Raw genomic sequence first — 18,226 nt, forward strand, 5'->3', positions numbered from 1 at the left:
CTAAAGCGAAGAAGCTCAGGCGATCGCTTGCATGAAGCGCATGCCGGTGACGGGACGCGGGACGAAATCCATGTTTTCGTAGAACTTGTGTGCGGCAAAGTTGCCTGTTGCAGCACCGACGGACAGGAAGTCGCAGCCGCAGCGCTTGGCAACGTCGCGCGCGCGCGCCACAAGATGCTGGCCGGTGCCGTGGCCGCGATGGCCGTCACGCACGAAGAGGTGGTGCAATTCCATGCCGCGGCGGCCTTCCTGTGCGCGGTAGAGCGGCACGAGAATGGCGTAACCGATGAGCTCACCTGCAGCTTCGGCCACCAATGCGGTGATCCATGGGACCTGGCCGAAAAGATCGCGCTCGAGCTTCTCGGGCGTAATCGCAGCGGCATCGCCATGATGGGCGGCAAGCAGGGTGATCATCTCGTTGAGTTCGGGAAGATCGGCAGGGCGCGCACCACGAATGGTGACGACGGGCGGTCTCGGCAGTGTCAGGAGGCTGTCTTCGGTCATGGGTCTGGTCCTTCGGTTTTCTGGTCTTTTGCCGTTAGGACGCTTGGAAAACAACAAAGCCGCCTAACGGCGGCTTGTTGACAAAGTGATCTGTCGAGCCGCCCTTTACAGGTAGGCCCAAAAATACGTGCAGGAGATGGGTGCGCGTTCGTTGATCATGGGCGATTCAATGCGCTCGAATTGGAGAGCTGTCAAGGGGCCGTTTCAGTATTTTGGATAGCCACGTTTCGATATCTGCCGTGAGGGCATGTGGCACATTGACATCGCGCGCCCTCAAGCCGCTATGTGCCTCCCGAGTGCGCTCTCCCACTCGGTGAGGCAATGGCAGGGATAAAAGTATCGATGACGGCGCAATCCGTAGAGGAACTGGGTTTTCATGGGCCGGGCGTCTCCGTGTTTCCCATTACCCAAGCCACGGCCGCGACATTCACGGATCTATTCATCGGCCTGACCTTCCTATGCTTCATCTGTGCGGGGAGCAAAAGGGTCATCTGTCCCGTGAACGGCGAGCTCGTGGGCGAGGCCGGTGACCTCCTTATTTTCCCATCGGGTTCTATCGTGACCTTGGAAAACCGTCCTGTCAGTGCCGCGAACTATCGGGCGACCGGGATCTACTTCGATCATGAGTTGATCGACTCGGTCTTCGCCGATCAGCCGCTCGCAGCTGGCCCGCCCGGTGTCCAGATTATTCGTCAGGCGCAAAGCGCTGATTATGATGTCGTAGAGATCACGCGGCGAGCCTTGGATGACGACGCTTTACCCATCTCGGTCAAGCGCCATCGCCTTCTGGAGCCACTGGTCTGGTTGCGCCATCACGGTGTCCATCTGCCGAGGAGAGGTGAAGACCAGCCATGGAACAAGGTGCGGCGGCTGATAGAGACCGACATCAACCACCCCTGGCGGGCCGAAGACGTCGCCCGGCATTTTGCCATGAGTGAAGCCAGTTTCCGCCGATGGCTGGCGAAATCCGGTCCTGGATTTTCGCAGATCCTGTTGAACACGAGACTGGAGAAGGGGTTGGGAATGCTGCAATCGACGGATAGCCCGATCTCCAGCATCGCGTTGGAGTGCGGCTTCAAGACGCCCTCCCATTTCTCCGAAGCCTTCCGCAAGAGATTCGGTCTCAAGCCGCGCTCCATCCGGACGGCAGAACTCTGATCGTTTTTCGATAGTCTTTGATCGCCAGCCGGAAGCTCGAAATTCCGTGAAGGTCTATTGAATTGAGCATGATCAATGTGTGGAAAGGACACCTCATCATGCTGAAAAAGAACGTTGCGACAGGCTTCATACTCGCCTTGCTAACCACCACGACAGCAAGCGCCGCGGACTTCAAATTATCGAGCGCATCGATTGCCGAGGGCCAGCAACTTGCGTCCACCTTCGTGTTCAAGGGCTTCGGCTGCGAGGGCGGAAATCAGTCGCCGCAGCTATCCTGGTCTGGCGCACCGGCCGGCACGAAGAGCTTTGCCATCACAGCTTACGACCCGGATGCGCCGACAGGCTCAGGCTGGTGGCACTGGAACGTGGTGAATATTCCCGCCTCTCAAACGGCGCTTGAACCTGATGCAAGCGGCAAGAAGAAACTGCCCGCGGGAGCTCTGGAAATCCGCAACGATTATGGCGTTGTCGGTTTTGGCGGAGTATGCCCGCCACCCGGCGAAGTCCACCGCTACATCTTCACCGTCCATGCTCTCGGCACGGAGCGCCTAGATCTGCCGGACAATGCCAGCAACGCGCTTGCGGGATTTATGATTGGCGCCAACACCATTGCCACGGCAAAGATCACAGCGGTCTATAGCCGCTAAGGGCACAGCAGAGGGACAGTTGCCGTCGCTGGTGACTGTCCTTTCCCAGCATGACGTCTCAATGATCGTGATCGCACAGACCGTGATCTGACAGCGCGCGGATGACATAGCAGTCCTCTATGGAATGCCCGTCACAGTGCGAGACGATACGCTCCAGCTCGTGTTCCAGTTTCTTCAGCTTGGCGATCTTTTCCCGCACGGTGGCAAGATGATCGGCCGCAATGCGATCGGCTCCGGCACACGGCATTTCGCGATGCTGGCTGAGCGCGATCAATTCGCGGATCGCCTCGATGTTGAGGCCAAGGTCCCGGGCATGACGAACGAAGGCCAGACGTTCCAGATCGGCCTTCTCATAACGCCGCTGATTGCCTTCGGAGCGGTCTGCTTCGTTGAGCAGGCCCATTTGCTCGTAGTAGCGAATGGTCGGCACTTTTACGCCGGTCCGTTTCGATAGATCGCCGATGGAATACATGCGCCTCATCCTCATAGCTATAGCTTATAGAGATATAGGGTTCGGCCAAGGGAAAGGCAATTTTTCTGCCACCTCCGCCGCCAGCTATTCGAGGAAAGCAGTTGGTTATTCACGCGCGCTGATGGAGTATGTCGGACGCGAAAATGACTCCCTTCGACGATCACCTTCATGCCCAGTATCTTATCGACCGGTCTTTCCTCTTCCGCCCTGGCATTTCTGGTGCTCGTCGCTTTGAGCGCAGGTCTCGCGCGCGGTTTCTCCGGCTTCGGGGCGGCGCTGATCTTCGTGCCGCTCGCCAGTTCGGTCATGGGTCCGCAGATTGCCGTTCCGCTTCTTCTTGTGGTCGATGGGGTGATGACGCTTGGCCTGATACCGGGGGCAGTCCGCCGGGCGGATCGACGCGACGTGCTCACCATGGCGCTCGGCGCGATCATCGGCGTGCCCCTTGGCGTCCACCTCCTGATGACACTTGATCCCGTCACCATCCGTTGGGCGATCGTCGTCATCGTTGTTGTGCTGCTGACGCTCCTGATGTCCGGTTGGCGCTACCGCGACCGGCCAAAGGCAATTCTGACGGCGATTGTCGGACTGATCGCAGGTGTGTTTTCCGGCGTGGCGCAGATCGGCGGGCCGCCGGTTGTCGCTTATTGGTTGGGTGGGGCAGTGCCTGCGGTCATTGTCCGGGCCAATATCATTCTCTACTTTGCGATTTCCACCGTGCTGAACGCCACGGCCTATCTCTGGAATGGTCTCATCACCATTAAGCTCATCGGTTTAGCGGTTCTGGTCGCACCGGTTTATGGCCTTGGCGTATGGCTCGGCAGCAGAGTGTTCGGCCTTGCCGAAGAGAAAACCTTTCGCCGCATCTGCTATGGGATGATCGCAACCGCCGCCCTCATCAGTATGCCGCTCTTCGATACCCTGAAGGGCTGATCGAACTCTCTGTCACCATTAGCATCTTCCCGAGTTGCATGGGGGCTTGCCTTCTGCCGAAAGAAAAAATAGTATACCCCCCTATACTATATGGAGGATGAACAGATGTCCCATACGATCCGTGACAAGGATAAGCTTCTGGCGCGCATCCGGCGCATGAAGGGGCAGATGGAAGCGGTGGAGCGCGCGCTGGAAGGCGGCAAGCCCTGCGGCGACGTTCTGCAACTGCTTGCCTCGGTGCGCGGCGCGCTCTCCGGTCTCACGGGCGAGGTGATGCAGGAGCATCTGCATGAGCATGTGCTGCACGCAGAGAACGACGAGGAACGCGCCAAGGCCACGGAAGAACTGGCGCAGGTTTTGAAAACCTATATTCGATAAGGTGAAGACGATGGCGACGATGGAACATAGCCATACGGATGGCACGCATACCCATGTTTTTTTAGGAAGTGATCACGAGCGCAACGAACGGCGCGTCTGGATGGTCATCGCTTTGACCACCGTCATGATGGTGGTGGAGATCGCGGCAGGCCAATGGTTCGGCTCCATGGCCCTGACAGCCGATGGCTGGCATATGTCGACCCATGCGGGCGCGATGCTGATTTCGGCGCTCGCTTATCTTTACGCTCGCAAGCATGCACATGATCCACGCTTCACCTTCGGTACGGGAAAGTTCGGCGATCTCGCTGGTTTCGCCAGCGCGGTGGTCCTGGGCGTCGTTGCGCTGCTGATCGCGTGGGAGAGCGCCCTGCGCTTCGTCTCGCCGGTGGAGATCGATTTCAATCAGGCAATCATCGTCGCGGTCATCGGCCTCATCGTCAACATTGTCAGCGCTCTCCTCCTGAAGGACGATCACCATCATCATGGACACCATCAAGGGCACCACGGTGATGACGACAATCATGACCATGGGCATGACAGCAACGCGCACCATCATGATGATCACGCTCACGGCTCGCGCTCAGATGGCTCGCACGCGCATCACCAGAGCCGCGACAACAACCTGCGTGCCGCCTATCTTCACGTGGTGGCGGATGCCTTGACCTCGGTGCTGGCGATCGTGGCGCTCATTCTCGGCAAATGGAACGGCTGGACCTTCCTTGATCCAGCCATGGGTATTGTCGGTGGCATCATTATTGCCCGCTGGTCGTGGAGCCTGCTTCGCAGCACGGGCGCGGTACTGGTCGACGCGATGCCGCAGCAGCGTCCGCTCCTGGCCAAAATCCGCGGCGCGGTCGAGACGGGGAATGAGAACATTACCGACCTGCATGTCTGGCAGGTCGGCCCAGGGCATCACGCGGCCATCGTGTCTTTGTCCACGACTGGCGAGACATCAGCTGCTGCCTATCGGGAAAAGCTTCTAGAGATCGAAGAATTGTCGCATGTGACGATCGAGATCAACGCTGCTGCGTGATCGGTACGAGAGGCGCACTTTATGAAGGTCTGGGGCTTTGCCTGAGGCGCTATTGCCCTTTAAGGGACGCCGCCGGATCATCCGGCGGTGTCAGTGTTCTGTATAGGCCTGATAGACCCAGGCGGCGTCAGCGTCTTCGGCCGGGGACAAGGAAACGGTGGATGCTGCTGCCGCAGCCTCTTTCACCGCGTCGCGGTTGACAGTCCAGAGTACGCTTGCCAGCGAGCCTGCTTGCAGGGCGTTGACGAAGGAAATCGTGCTGCCGGAAAAGGCAGGCAAAGAAACCTCTGAGACAGCCGCGTCCGTTTGCACTTTCTCAATAGGTTGTGAGCGACTTTGATAGGGCGCTCCGCCAATGTTGTTGTCGATGTTCATCGTTAGCCTCACCAAGCTGTTAACGGTTTTTTAACCGCTGAAGCTTGCGCGAAGCTTGCCGCACGTCGTTCGGACGCGTTGACGGCGCTTGACAGGTGTCAAACCCCTGCTTCGTTTTTGCATTTTAGGGGCTTGCAAAATAACAAAAACCCCGCAAACGCCGATTCTTTGACTGCCGAGGGGCATCTGAACCTGCACAAGCGGGGGAATCACGTTGAAGGTGGGTAGAATCAGCGATGCGCCAAAGCGCACCGCCAAGTCACCTAGGAAGGCTTGAATTGCCTTATACCTGATCCTTGCCGGCAACTTTCAGCGCAAAGGCGTATTCGAAGGCGATCTCCTCCAGCCTTTGGAAGCGGCCAGACTTGCCGCCATGGCCTGCGGCCATATTGGTCTTGAGCAGGATCGGCGCATCGCCGGTGGTCTTTTCACGCAGCTTTGCGACCCATTTTGTCGGCTCCCAATAGGTCACGCGCGGGTCGGTCAGGCCGGAAATCGCAAGAAGAGGCGGATAGGGCTTGGCGCCGACATTGTCATAGGGCGAGTAGGCGGCGATCCACTGATACTCCTCTTCGGACTCAAGCGGATTTCCCCATTCCGGCCATTCCGGTGGCGTCAGCGGCAATGTGTCGTCCAGCATAGTGGTCAGCACGTCGACGAAGGGGACGGCGGCGATGATGCCGGCGAATTTCTCCGGCGCCATATTGGCGACGGCTCCCATCAGCATGCCGCCGGCAGATCCGCCTTCGGCGATGATGCCGCGATAGGAGGTAAAGCCCTCTTTCACCAGATGGTCGGCGGCGGCAATGAAGTCTTTGAAGGTGTTCTGCTTGTGCTCCATCTTGCCGTTTTCATACCATTCGAACCCCTTATCCTTGCCGCCGCGAATGTGCGCGACCGCATAGATGAAGCCTCGATCGGCGAGCGAGAGGTTGTTGGTGCTGAACGACGCGGGAATGGTGATGCCATAGGCGCCGTAACCGTAGAGCAGGCAGGGCGCAGAACCATCGAGTGGCGTATCCTTGCGGTAAAGGAGCGATACGGGCACCAGCGCGCCATCATGCGAAGGCGCCATGACGCGCCGCGTCACATAGTCGTCCGGGCTGTGGCCGGATGGCACTTCCTGGGTTTTGAGAAGCGTGCGCTCGCGCGTCACCATATTGTAGTCGAACAACTGGCTTGGCGTCGTCATGGACGAGTAGCTGAAGCGGATGACGTCGGTGTCATATTCTGCAGCACCATGCAGGCCGAGCGAATAGGCTTCTTCCTCAAAGGCGATCGCATGTTCTTCACCGGAGGAGCGATCGCGGATGACGATGCGTGGCAGACCGTCGCGGCGTTCCAGCCAGATCAGATGGCGGGCATAGGCATCGACCGAGAGAATGAGACGGCCCGGCTCATGCGGCACAACCTCTGTCCAGTTATCCTTGCCGGGCGCTTCGACCGGGGCTTCGACAATGCGGAAATCCTTGGCATCGCCATCATTGGTGAGGATGAAGAAGACATCGCCGCCTTCCGTCATCGAATATTCGATGCCTTCCTCGCGCTCAGCCACGATCTGCGGCTCCGCCAGCAGATCCTTGGTGGAGAGAATGCGGTATTCGCTGGTCTCGTGATCATGGATATCGATGAAGATGAAGTCATCGAGAACCGAGGCGCCGACACCCATGAAGAAGCCGGGGTCTTTCTCCTCATAGACAAGCCGGTCGGACGACTGCGGCTGACCGACAATATGGTGAAAGACCTTGGACGGACGGTGGTTCTCGTCCTGAAGCGTATAGAAGAAGCTTTTGCCGTCCGGCGCCCAGGCGCCACCGCCGCCGGTGTTTTCTACGACGTCATCGAGATCGACGCCGGTCGCAAGATCGCGAATGCGTAGCGTGTAAAATTCAGAGCCCTTGTCGTCATAGCTCCAGATGCCGCGGCTGTGATCGGACGATTGATCGAGTCCGCCGAGACGGAAATAGTCCTTGCCTTCCGCTTCCTTGTCGCCGTTGAGAAGAACATGCTTCTCGCCACCATCGCGCGGGGTGCGGAAATAATGCGGCTGCTCGCCGCCGGTGACGAAAAGCGTGCCATAGGCGTAAGGTCCATCATTTACCGGCACGGAGGAATCGTCCTGCTTGATACGTCCCTTCATTTCCTCGAAGAGCGTTTCCTGAAGCGCCTTCGTATCCGCCATCGCCGCTTCCATATAGGCGTTTTCCGCTTCCAGATGGGTGCGGATCGCGGGGTCCAGGAGGGAAGGGTCCTTGAACATCGCCTGCCAGTTATCCGCCCGCAACCAGGCATAATCATCCGTGCGTGTGATGCCGTGATGCGTATCGCTCACCGGCTTCTTCTGCGCATGGGGCGGGGTGGGCAGGTTCTTGAAAATGGTCAAGACAAACTCGCTTTCATAAGAAAATCACTCTGCGTTTTCATGATGTAAAGTGCCCCTGCGGCGCTATCAAGTTTGATTGTCCCCGACGGAATATCAGCAGGGCACATTTTGGTCGGGTTTCGATCACATTCTGACGGTAGACGACGCCACTGTCTGCTGCTTCGAGGAGATGCGGCAGGCGTTTCCCCGCCGAAGAATGCCAAGAAGACTTGAGAGAGCCTTATAGAATCCGATGCAAAAACCATTATCGATCGCCCTTCTGACCGCCTTTTCCGTCCTCTCTTTCTCCGTTCCGTCCTACGCCATCGACGCAAATGTCATAAGACAGTTGAACCAACTCGCGCCCGAGGAACGTCTGGAACAGCGCTGCGATATCGAAGCCATGGAGCGGATTGCCAAGGAGCAGAAAGGCATGAAGCCGGACAAGGTGATTGCCTACGCATTCGGTGATCCCGATGTCGCGAAAGATTCGATAAAGGCTTCCGGTGCCGTCTTCCGCAGTGGCGGCGAATGGTACCGTCTCAAATATAAGTGCCAGGTGGCACCGACGACGCTCGGCATCCGCAACTTCGACTATAAGGTGGGTGACAAGGTGCCGGAATCACAGTGGGCGAAGCACTATCTTTACGACTAAAGCGTGTCGCGATCTTTCAGATTCGCTTAGACGCGTTAGGTCCTTGTTTTATCGCATGTCGTTATCGCAAAACCGCTGCACACTTTTGCGCGCCATGCTTTGGACGGAAGATTCAAGAACGCTTTCAGCCGACAGGCTCCCACCGTCAACCAGAAAATTACCCCTGTGGAATCGGGATAGACCGCGAAACCGCTATGTTATCAGAGTGCTCGCGTAATAAGATTATCCATGCTCGCCACCACCTGAAGGGGAAGACTGGCGGCACTTGGACGCTCAGTAGCAATTGCCGACTAACCACAGGATTACCATGATGAAATCTGTTTTCGCAGCTTTTTGTCTCGCCGCTCTAGCAACGCCAGCGCTCGCCGCATCCTGCGAGCAGAACTTTACCGTTTCCGGTGTACCGATGGTGACCGCCGTCTCCTACAAGTCATGGCAAGAGATACCGAAGGCGAAAGCGCCGGCCGTCCTGCAAAAATTGGCGCAGGCTGTCGCCGCGGAGGGGTTTTCTGGAGTGAAGGTCAACAAGTCACTCTCTTCCATTGACGCGCATCAGGAAACGACTGGGACAGGCAGAATTCAGACGCTTCGGGTCGTTGCCAGGCAAAAAGGTCCGGCGGTTCGCGTCGATGTGGTCTTCAACATTCAGGCGGGCCAGGTCACCGATAAGAATGTTGTCCGCAAAGGCATGTGCAACATTATGAATGGCGTGTGAAACGAAGCGCATGCCCAGCCAAGATTTTGCTCGTTTTGCACTTTGAAACGCTGCTAATAGAGTTTCAGAGCATCAATTAAGGGCTTATGGCGGTGGAGATCGCCCCGATCACGCCGCCAGCAGGCGCGCCTCCTCGCGAATGCGGTTGACCATGGAACGCAAGCCATTGGCACGCTGGGAAGAGAGATGCTCTACCAGGCCAATCTTGCCGAACACTTCGATGGCATCGAGAGTGGCAATCTCGGATGCTCGTTTGCCGGAATAGGTGGCAAGCACAATGGCCACGAGCCCGCGCACGATGTGCGCGTCCGAATCGCCTTCGAAGGTCAATACAGGGTCAGGCCCGCCATCGCTGTGGCTCACGAGCCAGACCTGGCTGGCACAGCCTTGAACCTTGTTCTCCGCCGTCTTTTTCTCGTCCGCCAGATCCGGCAGTTCCTTCCCGAGTTCGATCACATAGCGGTAGCGATCCTCCCAATCGTCGAGGAAAGAGAAGTCGTCCATGATCTTGTCGAGAGAAGCCATTTGCCTGCCATCCATGTTACTGCCCCGATATAGGACAATGGCGGGTGGAATTGAACCGCTGCCCCAAGAAAAAAGCCCTGCGGCGAAGCATGGGCTTCGGGCAGGGCATCAGGAGTCGGGCAGTCAGGCGGCTCATCTATAGCGGGATGAGTCGCAAGGAGGGTGAGAGGATCTCTCGAATTCGTTTAGCTTCAGGTGAGGCGGGCTCGACTGATCTTTCCGCTCAGAGGGCAGGGCGCTTCTGCGGAAGGGGAATGGTGTTCTCGACCTTGATGGTTCCGGTCTTGATGTCGTCGCTGACCGTCACAGCTTCGACCTTGGCGGCGGGGGTGTTCGCGGCGGCGACCTTGGGTTCGTCGGCGGCGTTGAGATGGGAGTCGATCAACTCATAGGCAACCTTGGCGCCTTCGCGAGCACGCTCACCCAGAGCGTGAAAGGTTTCCGCACCTTTGACGCAGACATCCGGCTTTTCGACGCAGATGGCGCTGACATAACGGTAGGCCTCACTGGCAGCGGAAACCGCGCCGGCGACATTCATTTGCGCGTTCTGGCTATCGGTGTTGTTGCTGCCCAAATAGGACAATGCGACCAGCACCAGCGAAAACCAGATTGTTCCTTTGATCAGAAACCACATTGCAAGACTACCCTGTTTGACCGGCGCCCTTTTCGGATCATCCGCTATTGCCCTGTTGTCCGGGCTTGCAAACACCCTAGAGCCAAGAGACCAACACCCCTTTGCAAAAATCCGCGTGAATTAATTCAAATTTTAGCGACTTGTTCCCGTTGCCGATGACAATTGCGATTTCGCTCCGATTTTAGCGAGCGATGTTAAGCATAATTGGGGCGGGCCTAAGCAATTGCAGGGCTTGGCGGCGATAATGCCCGCCACAAATCTTAACAGTATCGAAAAAATACAAGGAAATCCTCTGCTTACCCGTCGTTAACCATAACCGACAAAGTGCTGCTCATTTGCCCCGAAATGGCACTTGATAGGGATTGGAGCGGCTTTGATGCGCTTGCTTTTATCCATTCCTTAAGCCGCGGAGCCCTATTGTCGGGCATGTCTTAAGGCAGGTTTGAGCCTGCTGCTTTTAGAGTGCGGTGTACTGGTATTGCGTAACATAGCGGAAAAAGCGATTGCGTTGGTCGATCATGTCGCGGGCATGTGGCTATCGCGTATGGAAGACGATGCCAGCGAACGCTTCGCCGTTATCGCCGTCCTACGTCGCCTTGTTGCTTTCTCTCTCGTGGCCCTCTTCATCGTTCCTGCCATCATCTGCTTTGTCCTGCCCGCATCCGTCGCACTGCCGCTCGGTGTGGCTCTTGTCGTCGCGTTGTTTTTGGCATCGTGCGCGGTACTCCTGACAGTCTATAAGCCGATGCGCGAGGCCGCGGACGCCGTGATCCACCGCGAGCAGCTTGCCGCATCGCAGGTTCCAGGATTGCTGCTATTCTTCAACGAGCAGGGTGTCGTTCACGCGGTGTCGGGTCGCGACCAGCGACAGTTTCCGCTTCATCTGCAAAACTGCGTCGGCCACATCCTTGCCGAGATGGTGCACGTTTCCGATCGCATCGCTCTGATGCAAGCCTTCGACACGTTGCGCCAGGGCGAGGATCACGCCACGGCCGATCTCCGATTCGAGACAGGCTCTGTCCATCGGCAGATCCAGTTCGTCTATGCCCGCATGGATATGACCGCGGAGCGAGACCAGCTCGGCCGCTTGGTGCGCGTCATCGGTCAGCTGATCGATGTCAGCGAAATGGAAGCCTTGCGCCGGGAAGCGGCACGCAGGACGACCGAGGCCGAAACGGCAACGGAAGCAAAGTCGCGGTTCCTCGCCGCCGTCAGCCACGAATTGCGCACGCCTCTTAATGCCATTCTGGGCTTCTCCGATATTCTCGCCGGCGAATACTTCGGCAAGCTGGAGAACGATCGCCAGCGCGAATATGTCAAACTGATCCGCCAGTCTGGTGGTCACCTGCTGTCGGTCGTCAACACCATGCTGGACATGAGCAAGCTTGAGGCTGGTCGCTACGAGTTGATGATGGAGCCTTTCCGGATTGGCGATGTCATTGCATCTTGTGAAGGCATGCTTGGCCTTCAGGCGAAGCAGAAGGGCTTGACGCTGACGAGCCGCATCCAGCGCGATCTCACCGAAGTCGTCGCAGACCAGCGGGCCGTTCAACAGGTTCTGATCAATCTCGCAAGCAATGCCATCAAGTTTACCGATTCCGGTGGTGTGGTGGTCATTGATGCGGCACGGCAGGGCGAGATGCTCAAGCTGACCGTCAGCGATACCGGCATCGGTATTCCTGCCGACAAGATAGACCTTCTGGGCCGGCCATTCATGCAGGTTCAGAATGACTACACCCGCCGCTATGAGGGCACGGGGCTTGGACTGTCGCTCGTCAAGGGACTTGTGGAATTGCACGGCGGAAGCCTTGTCATCACCAGCAAACCGGGCGAGGGAACAGTCGTCACCATCCTGTTGCCCGCTGATGGCTCCGGCCAGCCGCTGAGCAGCTGTGAAGATGCCGATGCGCCAGTGGAGTTTCCTCCGCGCCTGAAAGAGATAGCGGGTGGTGCCGACATGATGAAAAGGAAGGACACTGCGGATGGCCGCGCCAAAGCGAAAATCGCCTAGGAAAAAGACGGTCCGGAAAGAGCCGGGTTTGCTGTCCGTGGCCGCGCGCGCCCTCGGCGAGCAAATTCTCAGCCATCCCAAACTGGTCGGCGGCTCGACCGCATTCCTTATCGTTTTCGGCTTCGTCGCGGCCAATGCTCTTTGGTACCAGCCCGGCCACCATCCCTCTCCGTTTCTGCGAACCCGTGACGAGGACGATCCGAACGGCATTGCCGGCTATCGCATGACGTCGACGCTTGGCCAGCATGGCAATGTTACGACCTTCCGCATAGAGCGCCAGACGGATGTTCCAGATCCCACGCAGCAGAGTGAGGCTCAGCCTTCAGCAGGGCAGGGTGCAGCAGCGGTCCCCACCGCTCAGGCGCAGCAGCAGGGCAGCCATACGCCATCCGAGCTCGTCGCAGAAATCCAGCGGGAGCTTGCGCGGCGCGGCCTTTATGATGGACCGGCCGATGGCTTGACGGGACCGCGCACGACGGCCGCGATCCTCTTCTTCGAAGAAACCGTGGGCATGGAGCAGACGGGAGAACCGACAAGCCGCATCCTTTCTGCCTTGAAGATCGATAGCGCGACGACCGTCGCGGCCATTCCCAAAGCCTTGCCGAAGGACCGGCCTGCGGCCGCCAATGGTGGCGGTGTGGCAATCGACCCGGTCGCGGCCGCCATCCGCAATGCGGAGGTCCATCCTCCAAAAGCGCAGAATGCGTCTCTTACGTCCGACAGCAGTGCTAAGCCGGTTGGCAAGGATTTGGTTTCGAAAATCCAGCAGGGCCTCGTCAACATCGCCTATGCCGATGTCAAGGTGGATGGCGTTGCCGGCGAGCAGACCCGTCAGGCCATTCGCAATTTCGAGAAGCATTATCGCTTGCCGGAAACAGGCGAGCCGAGCGAGGCGGTGCTGAAAAAGCTGAAGTCTATCGGGGCTCTGTGATCCGCGCTTGAATCTGTAACTGAGGCTTTTGGCGGTTTACGGTCCTTTGGCGATTCAAACTACGAACGCTTGACGCCAGAATATTCAATTCATTGGCACTTTGTCCCTTGCCTCCACGGTTTGGGGCGTGGCGACAAGGACCAGTCTTGCTGTTCACAAAAGCATGGCCCCATTGTCCCTGTGGTCTTATAGGTCTTCCATGCGTCTCAAATCCGAAATCTTCGTTTCCGCCCTCATGCGCCGTGTGTTCGGTGCAGGTGATTTTGCCGCTGTCGAACGCAAGGGGGCCGAAGAGGCTGGGGCGATCTTCATCCGCCAACGCCTGCGGGATGGGCGCGAAAATCTTTATGGTCCAGCGCCCCAGAGCTTTGCGGAAGACGAGGAGGTTCGCGCCGAGCGCCGTTTCGAACGGCGCCTCACTGGAGCGCAAGCGCAGGAGGTGGATGCGCTTTTGGAAAAGGAGCGTCGCTTCGACGCCGATCTCTATGTGATCGAACTTGAAACCGACAATGTCGGCGACCTCTTCACCATCGTGGGGTGAAAGGGACTTTCCTTCTACAGCAACCGGTGACCGAGCTTAACGGCGCACCACAAGCTTGTGGGCCTGAATTGGTTCCTCACGACGCTCTGTAGCGTCAGCGCCCGAATTGATCGTGTAGCGATCTGCCCGTCGCCAGCTTTCGATGCGCTCCTCGCACTCTGCTGTCTCCAACGACTCCAGCATGGATTCCGCTCGGCTGATGTCGCCGACAAGCTGGCGCATATGCGGATAGAAACATTCGAGGATAAAGATGGCCTCGTCGGTGTCCATGCCGATCCCGACAAGGGTTGTCGCCAGTTGCCGGCCGGAAATATCGAGAAGGATACGCTCCGACAGCCAATGGCTCGCAGAAAGCGAGTCCGCGAGCGTGGCGGCGAAACGGCTTGCATCGCGTTCACGGGCAAAGCGTACCAAGAGTGCCTCCTGTACGTCCGTCAGGCGGCGAACGCCAAGCGTGTCGCCCGCAGGACGGTGCATTTGGCGCGCCATGGTCCGCAGTTGTCTGCGCAGCTTCTCTTCTCGCTCGGCCCGCGCCTCGCTTTCGGTCTGTTCCGCTTGAAATGCAGACGTATGAAGACTTTCGTGCGTGGAGCCTGTCGCGTGCCGCGAGTGGCGTAAGCCCACCAGAGCATCGACGACAGTGGGGGAGAGATCTTCGCGCCGCACGATTGTCCGAGCATGGGCGGCGCCTTGCGTTCGCGCGATCGCAATCAGTGTCTCGTCATCCAGCGCCTTCGAGGAAACGAGAAACGGTGCAGACAGCGACAGCGGCTGGCTTGCAATGAAGAACGCGACGGCGGAAGGCACGTTGGGATTCTGTGAAAGCGCTGCAATCGCCTCTCTCTTCGCTTCAGCCGTGGAGGCTGAAAACAGCGGCAGGAACAGCTCTGCGAACTGTCGCAACTCTGATTTTGACGGGTGAGGCAAGCCTTCGAAACTCGAGACGGTCGCCATCAATACCACGTCCTTCTTCCTCTCGGCCCTTGGCCGTTCCAGTTCTCGAAAACGGTCTGTCAACGCAATACCCAACCAGACGCAAAACTACAGGAGCGTTCAAACTATAATGAATGCGTTGCCTGACTGTTTGGTCACAACACATTCGCCGTACCTTGAACCACCGACCATAATGGTAAAGAGAGATTAAAATTTGATTGAGTTAGGCCGGATGGTAAGAGAAATTTAGCCTTGTGGATAACCCACTCCGTTAAGGATTGAAGGCTTAGGCGACATCGCTGAAGGTCGCAGAAATCAGGCCAAATTCTTCTGAATTCTCAAGTTTGAAGAACTTAGTGAAGACGCTGGACGGCAGCGTCGCAGGCACCTCACCGCGATTGGGAACTTGGTTCCCTGTGAAAAAGAGAGCCAGAACTTCCTCCTCAGTCAGGCGTGGAACGTAAAGGCAGAAATAGAACCACACCGCGCCTGATCTTCGCAGAACATCGCGGGCAGGTGGATCGTCCGACAGGACGTTCGGCGTGGCGTCGTGAGGATAAAAGATGCCGATGGTGCCTAAAACATCATCCTCCACTAGTTCGTAATCGAACGAGTGAGCCTGGAAGAGATCGGAGAGGGTTTTCATTATTGATAAAGTCGATTCAAGACTGTTGTTTCCTGAACGTATTTATCTGGCTGCTTCACAACCCCTGATCTATGTGGCAATTGTCGATTATCGTCAGGGCAGGGGTTCGGAATGCGCTTATATTACTATACGAAACTTCAGTACGGCCTCGCCGCAATCCGTGACAAGCGTATCAAGATTTCCCTCTATGATAGCCTCAACGACCCGTTCGATTTCTTAGGACTGGCAATCGATTATCGTTCAGAACGACGTAGACTCTCAAAAATCAAGAAAGAACTCAGCGCGTCTTTTGGCATCGTCTGCTTGAGTGAGACTTGGAAAGAACCGCTGATGTGGGGTCACTATGCGGACTCTCATCGGGGCATCTGCCTTGGTTTTGAGGTAGAGGCGGGGGCCTACAGCGCATCCTTTATCGTAAAGAACGTTCAAGACTTGAGGACTTCGGTAGAACCAAGGTTTCGCAACTGACCGAAGAAGACAAAGTCGAAATTTCGCGCAGGAAGTTTGACCGTTGGGAGTATGAGCGCGAGTGGAGACGTGTCGTTGCTTTAGGCGAGCCAGACTACGTTGATAATAATTACTATCTACCATTCAATGAATCCATTCAGTTGAAAACGGTTTTGTTCGGTTTGAAGGCCAGCGTTTCCACGGCCCAAGTCACTCAAATTCTGGCTGACAATCCCGAAGCCAGAGTCGCCTTCACGCGACCGGCGTTCACCAGTTTCGATGTCGTAATTGATCAAAATAAAACCTGCACCAACGTTCCGAAAGAGCGCAGGACTCTATCGTTGCCTGTTCCTGAAAGTATGGAGTTTCACCACGCTCTGGAAACTGGTTTTGCAGATATGTTCGATTATATCATAAATGAGCGGCTACCTAACATTTTTCAGAAGGCTCATTCCGCTTTCGGTGAACGGACGGTGAAATTACCGAGCGAGCCGACGCGCACCAATACGGACACGATTTCGGACGAGCGGAGGTAGTTCACAACCACTGATCTATATGGCAATTGTCTTATACCATCAGGGCAGCGGATCACGAATGATATTGTTTTATTATACATCCTTGCGCCACGGCCTCTCCGCTATCCGGGAGCGAAGGTTGAAGGTCTCCAGATTCGATACGCTGAATGACGCTTATGACCACGTTAATATTTTCGTTAGAGAGGCAGACGACGTTGAGGAGCATCGTCGGATCAAACAACAGGTTCTTGATCAAGAGGGCGTGATATGTATGTCCCGCACGTACGAGCAGCCACTTCTATGGGGCCACTACGCCGATAATCATAGAGGAATGTGCTTGGTATTTGAGGTACCAGAAGACAATCAATGGCGCGACATCGACTATGTGGAACACAGACCGAAAGTCAGACGGTTTGGTGTCAACAGATTTAGGGATCTTTCGAAATCCCAATTGCTAGATATCGCGCATACAAAATATGACGGTTGGGAATATGAGGAAGAAGTCAGGCGATTAGTTTTTCTTGACGATTACGACTTTGCCGACGATATCCACTATCAAGAATTCGATGATTTTATGCGCTTCCGAGGAGCGTTGTTCGGTTCTAGGTGTACTATTAGCCAAAAACAATTAGCGGCGCTTTTGGCCTTTGACGAAGGCTTCCACTACTCATTCACCAAGCCAGCAGGCGCAGCCTTTCGCGTTAGGCTCGATACCGATGAAAACCGTAAACGGCATCTCGCTGAAAACCGATGGATACGACGGAGGCCAAACGGTGAATTGATACTGGACGGCAGGCGGGTGGTTTGGTGAAAAATTAGAAAAATTACCGAATGACCATATAAATAAAAACCAGAACGAAAAAGGGGGGGATACCCCCTGCAGCCCACCCCCTACACAAACGCGCACACGCGGCCACACGCTTCGATCAGGGCGATCCTGGCCCACCTATAGCCACCAACCTTGTTGCGTTCACACGGCGTTCTGTGCGGCGTGTCTATTCAAGACCCTTTTGACCTGCATTGCGCTGTAGGTGGAGCCTCTGGTTGTCTTGAAGCCATTGTCATTCAAGCGCTTTGCAAGAGCGTTGAACGATAGGGTGTTCCAGCCGGGGATTGATTGGATATCCTTCATTGCCTTGGCAGCGTTATCGATGCAGATAGCAATCTGCGTCTTATGAATATCCTTGGAGTTCGAACGGGATCCACCCAACTTGATCCCACGTTCTTTGGCCTGTGCCAATGCCGCCTTGGTTCTAGCCGATATAGCGCGGGCTTCTTCTTCGGCCATAACCGCCATAATTTGCATCATCATTCGATTGGCCGAAGGCATATCAACGGCGCGGATTTCAACGCCTGCCTCAAGCAGGTTGGCAATGAACGCAACATTACGGGCCAAGCGGTCGATCTTCGCTACCAGAAGCGTTGCCTTGGCCTTCTTAGCGTAAGCAAGCGCCTTGGCTAGTTCAGGCCTTGAAGCCCTCGTGCCGCTTTCCACTTCGATGAACTCGGCAAGGATATCGTCGCTTGAAGCGAAGGCTTTAACGGACGCTTTTTGAGCATCGATACCGAGACCGGAGACACCCTGCTTTTGGGTGGAAACGCGGTAGTAAACAACGAAGCGTTCGGCCATAGGATTCAAGTCTCCCTCTAATGGCCGTTTGTAACTCCTAGCAACGGGCGTTGCAAGTTGTTATACCCAATATAAATGAGTTAAATCAGTCACTTATGAATTGACTGTGAGGCCAGAGGCTGGATCGCAGATCGTGAAAAAATCGTGAAATTTGAAGAAATTTAGAGAAGTATGCGCGGAT

At 56.3% G+C, this 18,226-nt stretch carries 22 protein-coding genes; 13 read left to right on the forward strand and 9 right to left on the reverse strand.

The features are described 5' to 3' along the window. Nucleotides 1-15: 15 nt before the first annotated feature. Nucleotides 16-504 (reverse strand): GNAT family N-acetyltransferase, encoded by a 489-nt coding sequence (locus QE408_RS12745; RefSeq protein ID WP_306931661.1) that lies wholly within the window; start codon nucleotides 502-504, stop codon nucleotides 16-18. A gap of 342 nt (nucleotides 505-846) precedes the next feature. On the opposite strand from QE408_RS12745, the gene QE408_RS12750 reads away from it, so the two are divergent. Next, nucleotides 847-1,662: a helix-turn-helix transcriptional regulator gene (locus QE408_RS12750; protein ID WP_306931663.1), complete on the forward strand. Its 816-nt coding sequence runs from the start codon at nucleotides 847-849 to the stop codon at nucleotides 1,660-1,662. A 98-nt stretch (nucleotides 1,663-1,760) separates the two neighbouring features. After that, nucleotides 1,761-2,309: a YbhB/YbcL family Raf kinase inhibitor-like protein gene (locus QE408_RS12755; RefSeq protein ID WP_306931665.1), complete on the forward strand. Its 549-nt coding sequence runs from the start codon at nucleotides 1,761-1,763 to the stop codon at nucleotides 2,307-2,309. 58 nt (nucleotides 2,310-2,367) lie between these two features. Here QE408_RS12755 and QE408_RS12760 read toward each other — a convergent pair whose 3' ends face one another. Beyond that, a complete protein-coding gene (locus QE408_RS12760) occupies nucleotides 2,368-2,781 on the reverse strand; it encodes a MerR family transcriptional regulator (protein WP_306931666.1) in 414 nt (137 codons plus the stop codon). A 168-nt stretch (nucleotides 2,782-2,949) separates the two neighbouring features. On the opposite strand from QE408_RS12760, the gene QE408_RS12765 reads away from it, so the two are divergent. The 3 genes from QE408_RS12765 (at nucleotide 2,950) to dmeF (ending at nucleotide 5,125) form a co-directional block, all read left to right on the forward strand. Next, entirely contained in the window at nucleotides 2,950-3,714 is a 765-nt protein-coding gene (locus QE408_RS12765; protein ID WP_306931667.1) for a sulfite exporter TauE/SafE family protein, read from the forward strand. A gap of 105 nt (nucleotides 3,715-3,819) precedes the next feature. Further along, nucleotides 3,820-4,092 (forward strand): Ni(II)/Co(II)-sensing transcriptional repressor DmeR, encoded by a 273-nt coding sequence (dmeR, locus tag QE408_RS12770; RefSeq protein WP_306931668.1) that lies wholly within the window; start codon nucleotides 3,820-3,822, stop codon nucleotides 4,090-4,092. Between the two features lie 10 nt (nucleotides 4,093-4,102). Next, complete coding sequence (gene dmeF / locus QE408_RS12775; RefSeq protein WP_306931669.1) at nucleotides 4,103-5,125, forward strand: CDF family Co(II)/Ni(II) efflux transporter DmeF; 1,023 nt, start codon at nucleotides 4,103-4,105, stop codon at nucleotides 5,123-5,125. Between the two features lie 90 nt (nucleotides 5,126-5,215). Here dmeF and QE408_RS12780 read toward each other — a convergent pair whose 3' ends face one another. After that, nucleotides 5,216-5,500, reverse strand: coding sequence for a hypothetical protein (locus tag QE408_RS12780; protein WP_306931670.1), 285 nt, complete (start codon nucleotides 5,498-5,500; stop codon nucleotides 5,216-5,218). Nucleotides 5,501-5,783: 283 nt separating this feature from the next. Beyond that, nucleotides 5,784-7,883: a S9 family peptidase gene (locus tag QE408_RS12785; protein WP_306931671.1), complete on the reverse strand. Its 2,100-nt coding sequence runs from the start codon at nucleotides 7,881-7,883 to the stop codon at nucleotides 5,784-5,786. Nucleotides 7,884-8,115: 232 nt separating this feature from the next. Here QE408_RS12785 and QE408_RS12790 point away from each other — a divergent pair, with 232 nt between their 5' ends. Together QE408_RS12790 and QE408_RS12795 are read left to right on the forward strand one after the other, a co-directional pair. Continuing rightward, nucleotides 8,116-8,517 (forward strand): DUF930 domain-containing protein, encoded by a 402-nt coding sequence (locus tag QE408_RS12790; protein WP_306931672.1) that lies wholly within the window; start codon nucleotides 8,116-8,118, stop codon nucleotides 8,515-8,517. A gap of 310 nt (nucleotides 8,518-8,827) precedes the next feature. Further along, complete coding sequence (locus QE408_RS12795) at nucleotides 8,828-9,232, forward strand: hypothetical protein (RefSeq protein ID WP_306934789.1); 405 nt, start codon at nucleotides 8,828-8,830, stop codon at nucleotides 9,230-9,232. Between the two features lie 108 nt (nucleotides 9,233-9,340). Here the strand turns inward: QE408_RS12795 and QE408_RS12800 are convergent, their stop codons facing one another. Then, nucleotides 9,341-9,757, reverse strand: a complete 417-nt coding sequence (locus QE408_RS12800; RefSeq protein WP_306931673.1) for a SufE family protein — start codon at nucleotides 9,755-9,757, stop codon at nucleotides 9,341-9,343. A 223-nt stretch (nucleotides 9,758-9,980) separates the two neighbouring features. After that, complete coding sequence (locus tag QE408_RS12805) at nucleotides 9,981-10,391, reverse strand: DUF5330 domain-containing protein (protein WP_306931674.1); 411 nt, start codon at nucleotides 10,389-10,391, stop codon at nucleotides 9,981-9,983. 487 nt (nucleotides 10,392-10,878) lie between these two features. Here QE408_RS12805 and QE408_RS12810 point away from each other — a divergent pair, with 487 nt between their 5' ends. The 3 genes from QE408_RS12810 to QE408_RS12820 all read left to right on the forward strand — a co-directional run bounded on the left by QE408_RS12810 (nucleotide 10,879) and on the right by QE408_RS12820 (nucleotide 13,874). Then, entirely contained in the window at nucleotides 10,879-12,402 is a 1,524-nt protein-coding gene (locus tag QE408_RS12810) for a sensor histidine kinase (protein ID WP_306934790.1), read from the forward strand. Further along, on the forward strand, nucleotides 12,374-13,333 hold the full coding sequence (locus tag QE408_RS12815; protein ID WP_306931675.1) for a peptidoglycan-binding domain-containing protein: 960 nt from the start codon (nucleotides 12,374-12,376) through the stop codon (nucleotides 13,331-13,333). Before QE408_RS12810 ends, QE408_RS12815 begins: the two co-directional genes overlap by 29 nt. A gap of 199 nt (nucleotides 13,334-13,532) precedes the next feature. Further along, a complete protein-coding gene (locus QE408_RS12820; RefSeq protein ID WP_306931677.1) occupies nucleotides 13,533-13,874 on the forward strand; it encodes a DUF1491 family protein in 342 nt (113 codons plus the stop codon). Nucleotides 13,875-13,910: 36 nt separating this feature from the next. Here QE408_RS12820 and QE408_RS12825 read toward each other — a convergent pair whose 3' ends face one another. Then, nucleotides 13,911-14,828, reverse strand: coding sequence for a DUF2336 domain-containing protein (locus tag QE408_RS12825; protein WP_306931679.1), 918 nt, complete (start codon nucleotides 14,826-14,828; stop codon nucleotides 13,911-13,913). Between the two features lie 265 nt (nucleotides 14,829-15,093). Further along, complete coding sequence (locus tag QE408_RS12830; RefSeq protein WP_306931681.1) at nucleotides 15,094-15,453, reverse strand: hypothetical protein; 360 nt, start codon at nucleotides 15,451-15,453, stop codon at nucleotides 15,094-15,096. A 111-nt stretch (nucleotides 15,454-15,564) separates the two neighbouring features. On the opposite strand from QE408_RS12830, the gene QE408_RS12835 reads away from it, so the two are divergent. The 3 genes from QE408_RS12835 to QE408_RS12845 all read left to right on the forward strand — a co-directional run bounded on the left by QE408_RS12835 (nucleotide 15,565) and on the right by QE408_RS12845 (nucleotide 17,226). Beyond that, a complete protein-coding gene (locus QE408_RS12835) occupies nucleotides 15,565-15,921 on the forward strand; it encodes a DUF2971 domain-containing protein (protein ID WP_306931682.1) in 357 nt (118 codons plus the stop codon). Between the two features lie 140 nt (nucleotides 15,922-16,061). Further along, the gene (locus tag QE408_RS12840) at nucleotides 16,062-16,436 is read left to right on the forward strand and encodes a hypothetical protein (RefSeq protein ID WP_306931683.1); all 375 of its coding nucleotides are present in this window, start codon (nucleotides 16,062-16,064) and stop codon (nucleotides 16,434-16,436) included. 118 nt (nucleotides 16,437-16,554) lie between these two features. Next, nucleotides 16,555-17,226: a DUF2971 domain-containing protein gene (locus QE408_RS12845; RefSeq protein ID WP_306931685.1), complete on the forward strand. Its 672-nt coding sequence runs from the start codon at nucleotides 16,555-16,557 to the stop codon at nucleotides 17,224-17,226. A 159-nt stretch (nucleotides 17,227-17,385) separates the two neighbouring features. On the opposite strand, the gene QE408_RS12850 is transcribed toward QE408_RS12845, so the two are convergent. Continuing rightward, entirely contained in the window at nucleotides 17,386-18,045 is a 660-nt protein-coding gene (locus QE408_RS12850; protein ID WP_306931687.1) for a recombinase family protein, read from the reverse strand. Nucleotides 18,046-18,226: the final 181 nt, after the last annotated feature.

This window comes from Agrobacterium larrymoorei (assembly GCF_030819275.1).
GTDB lineage: Bacteria > Pseudomonadota > Alphaproteobacteria > Rhizobiales > Rhizobiaceae > Agrobacterium > Agrobacterium larrymoorei_B.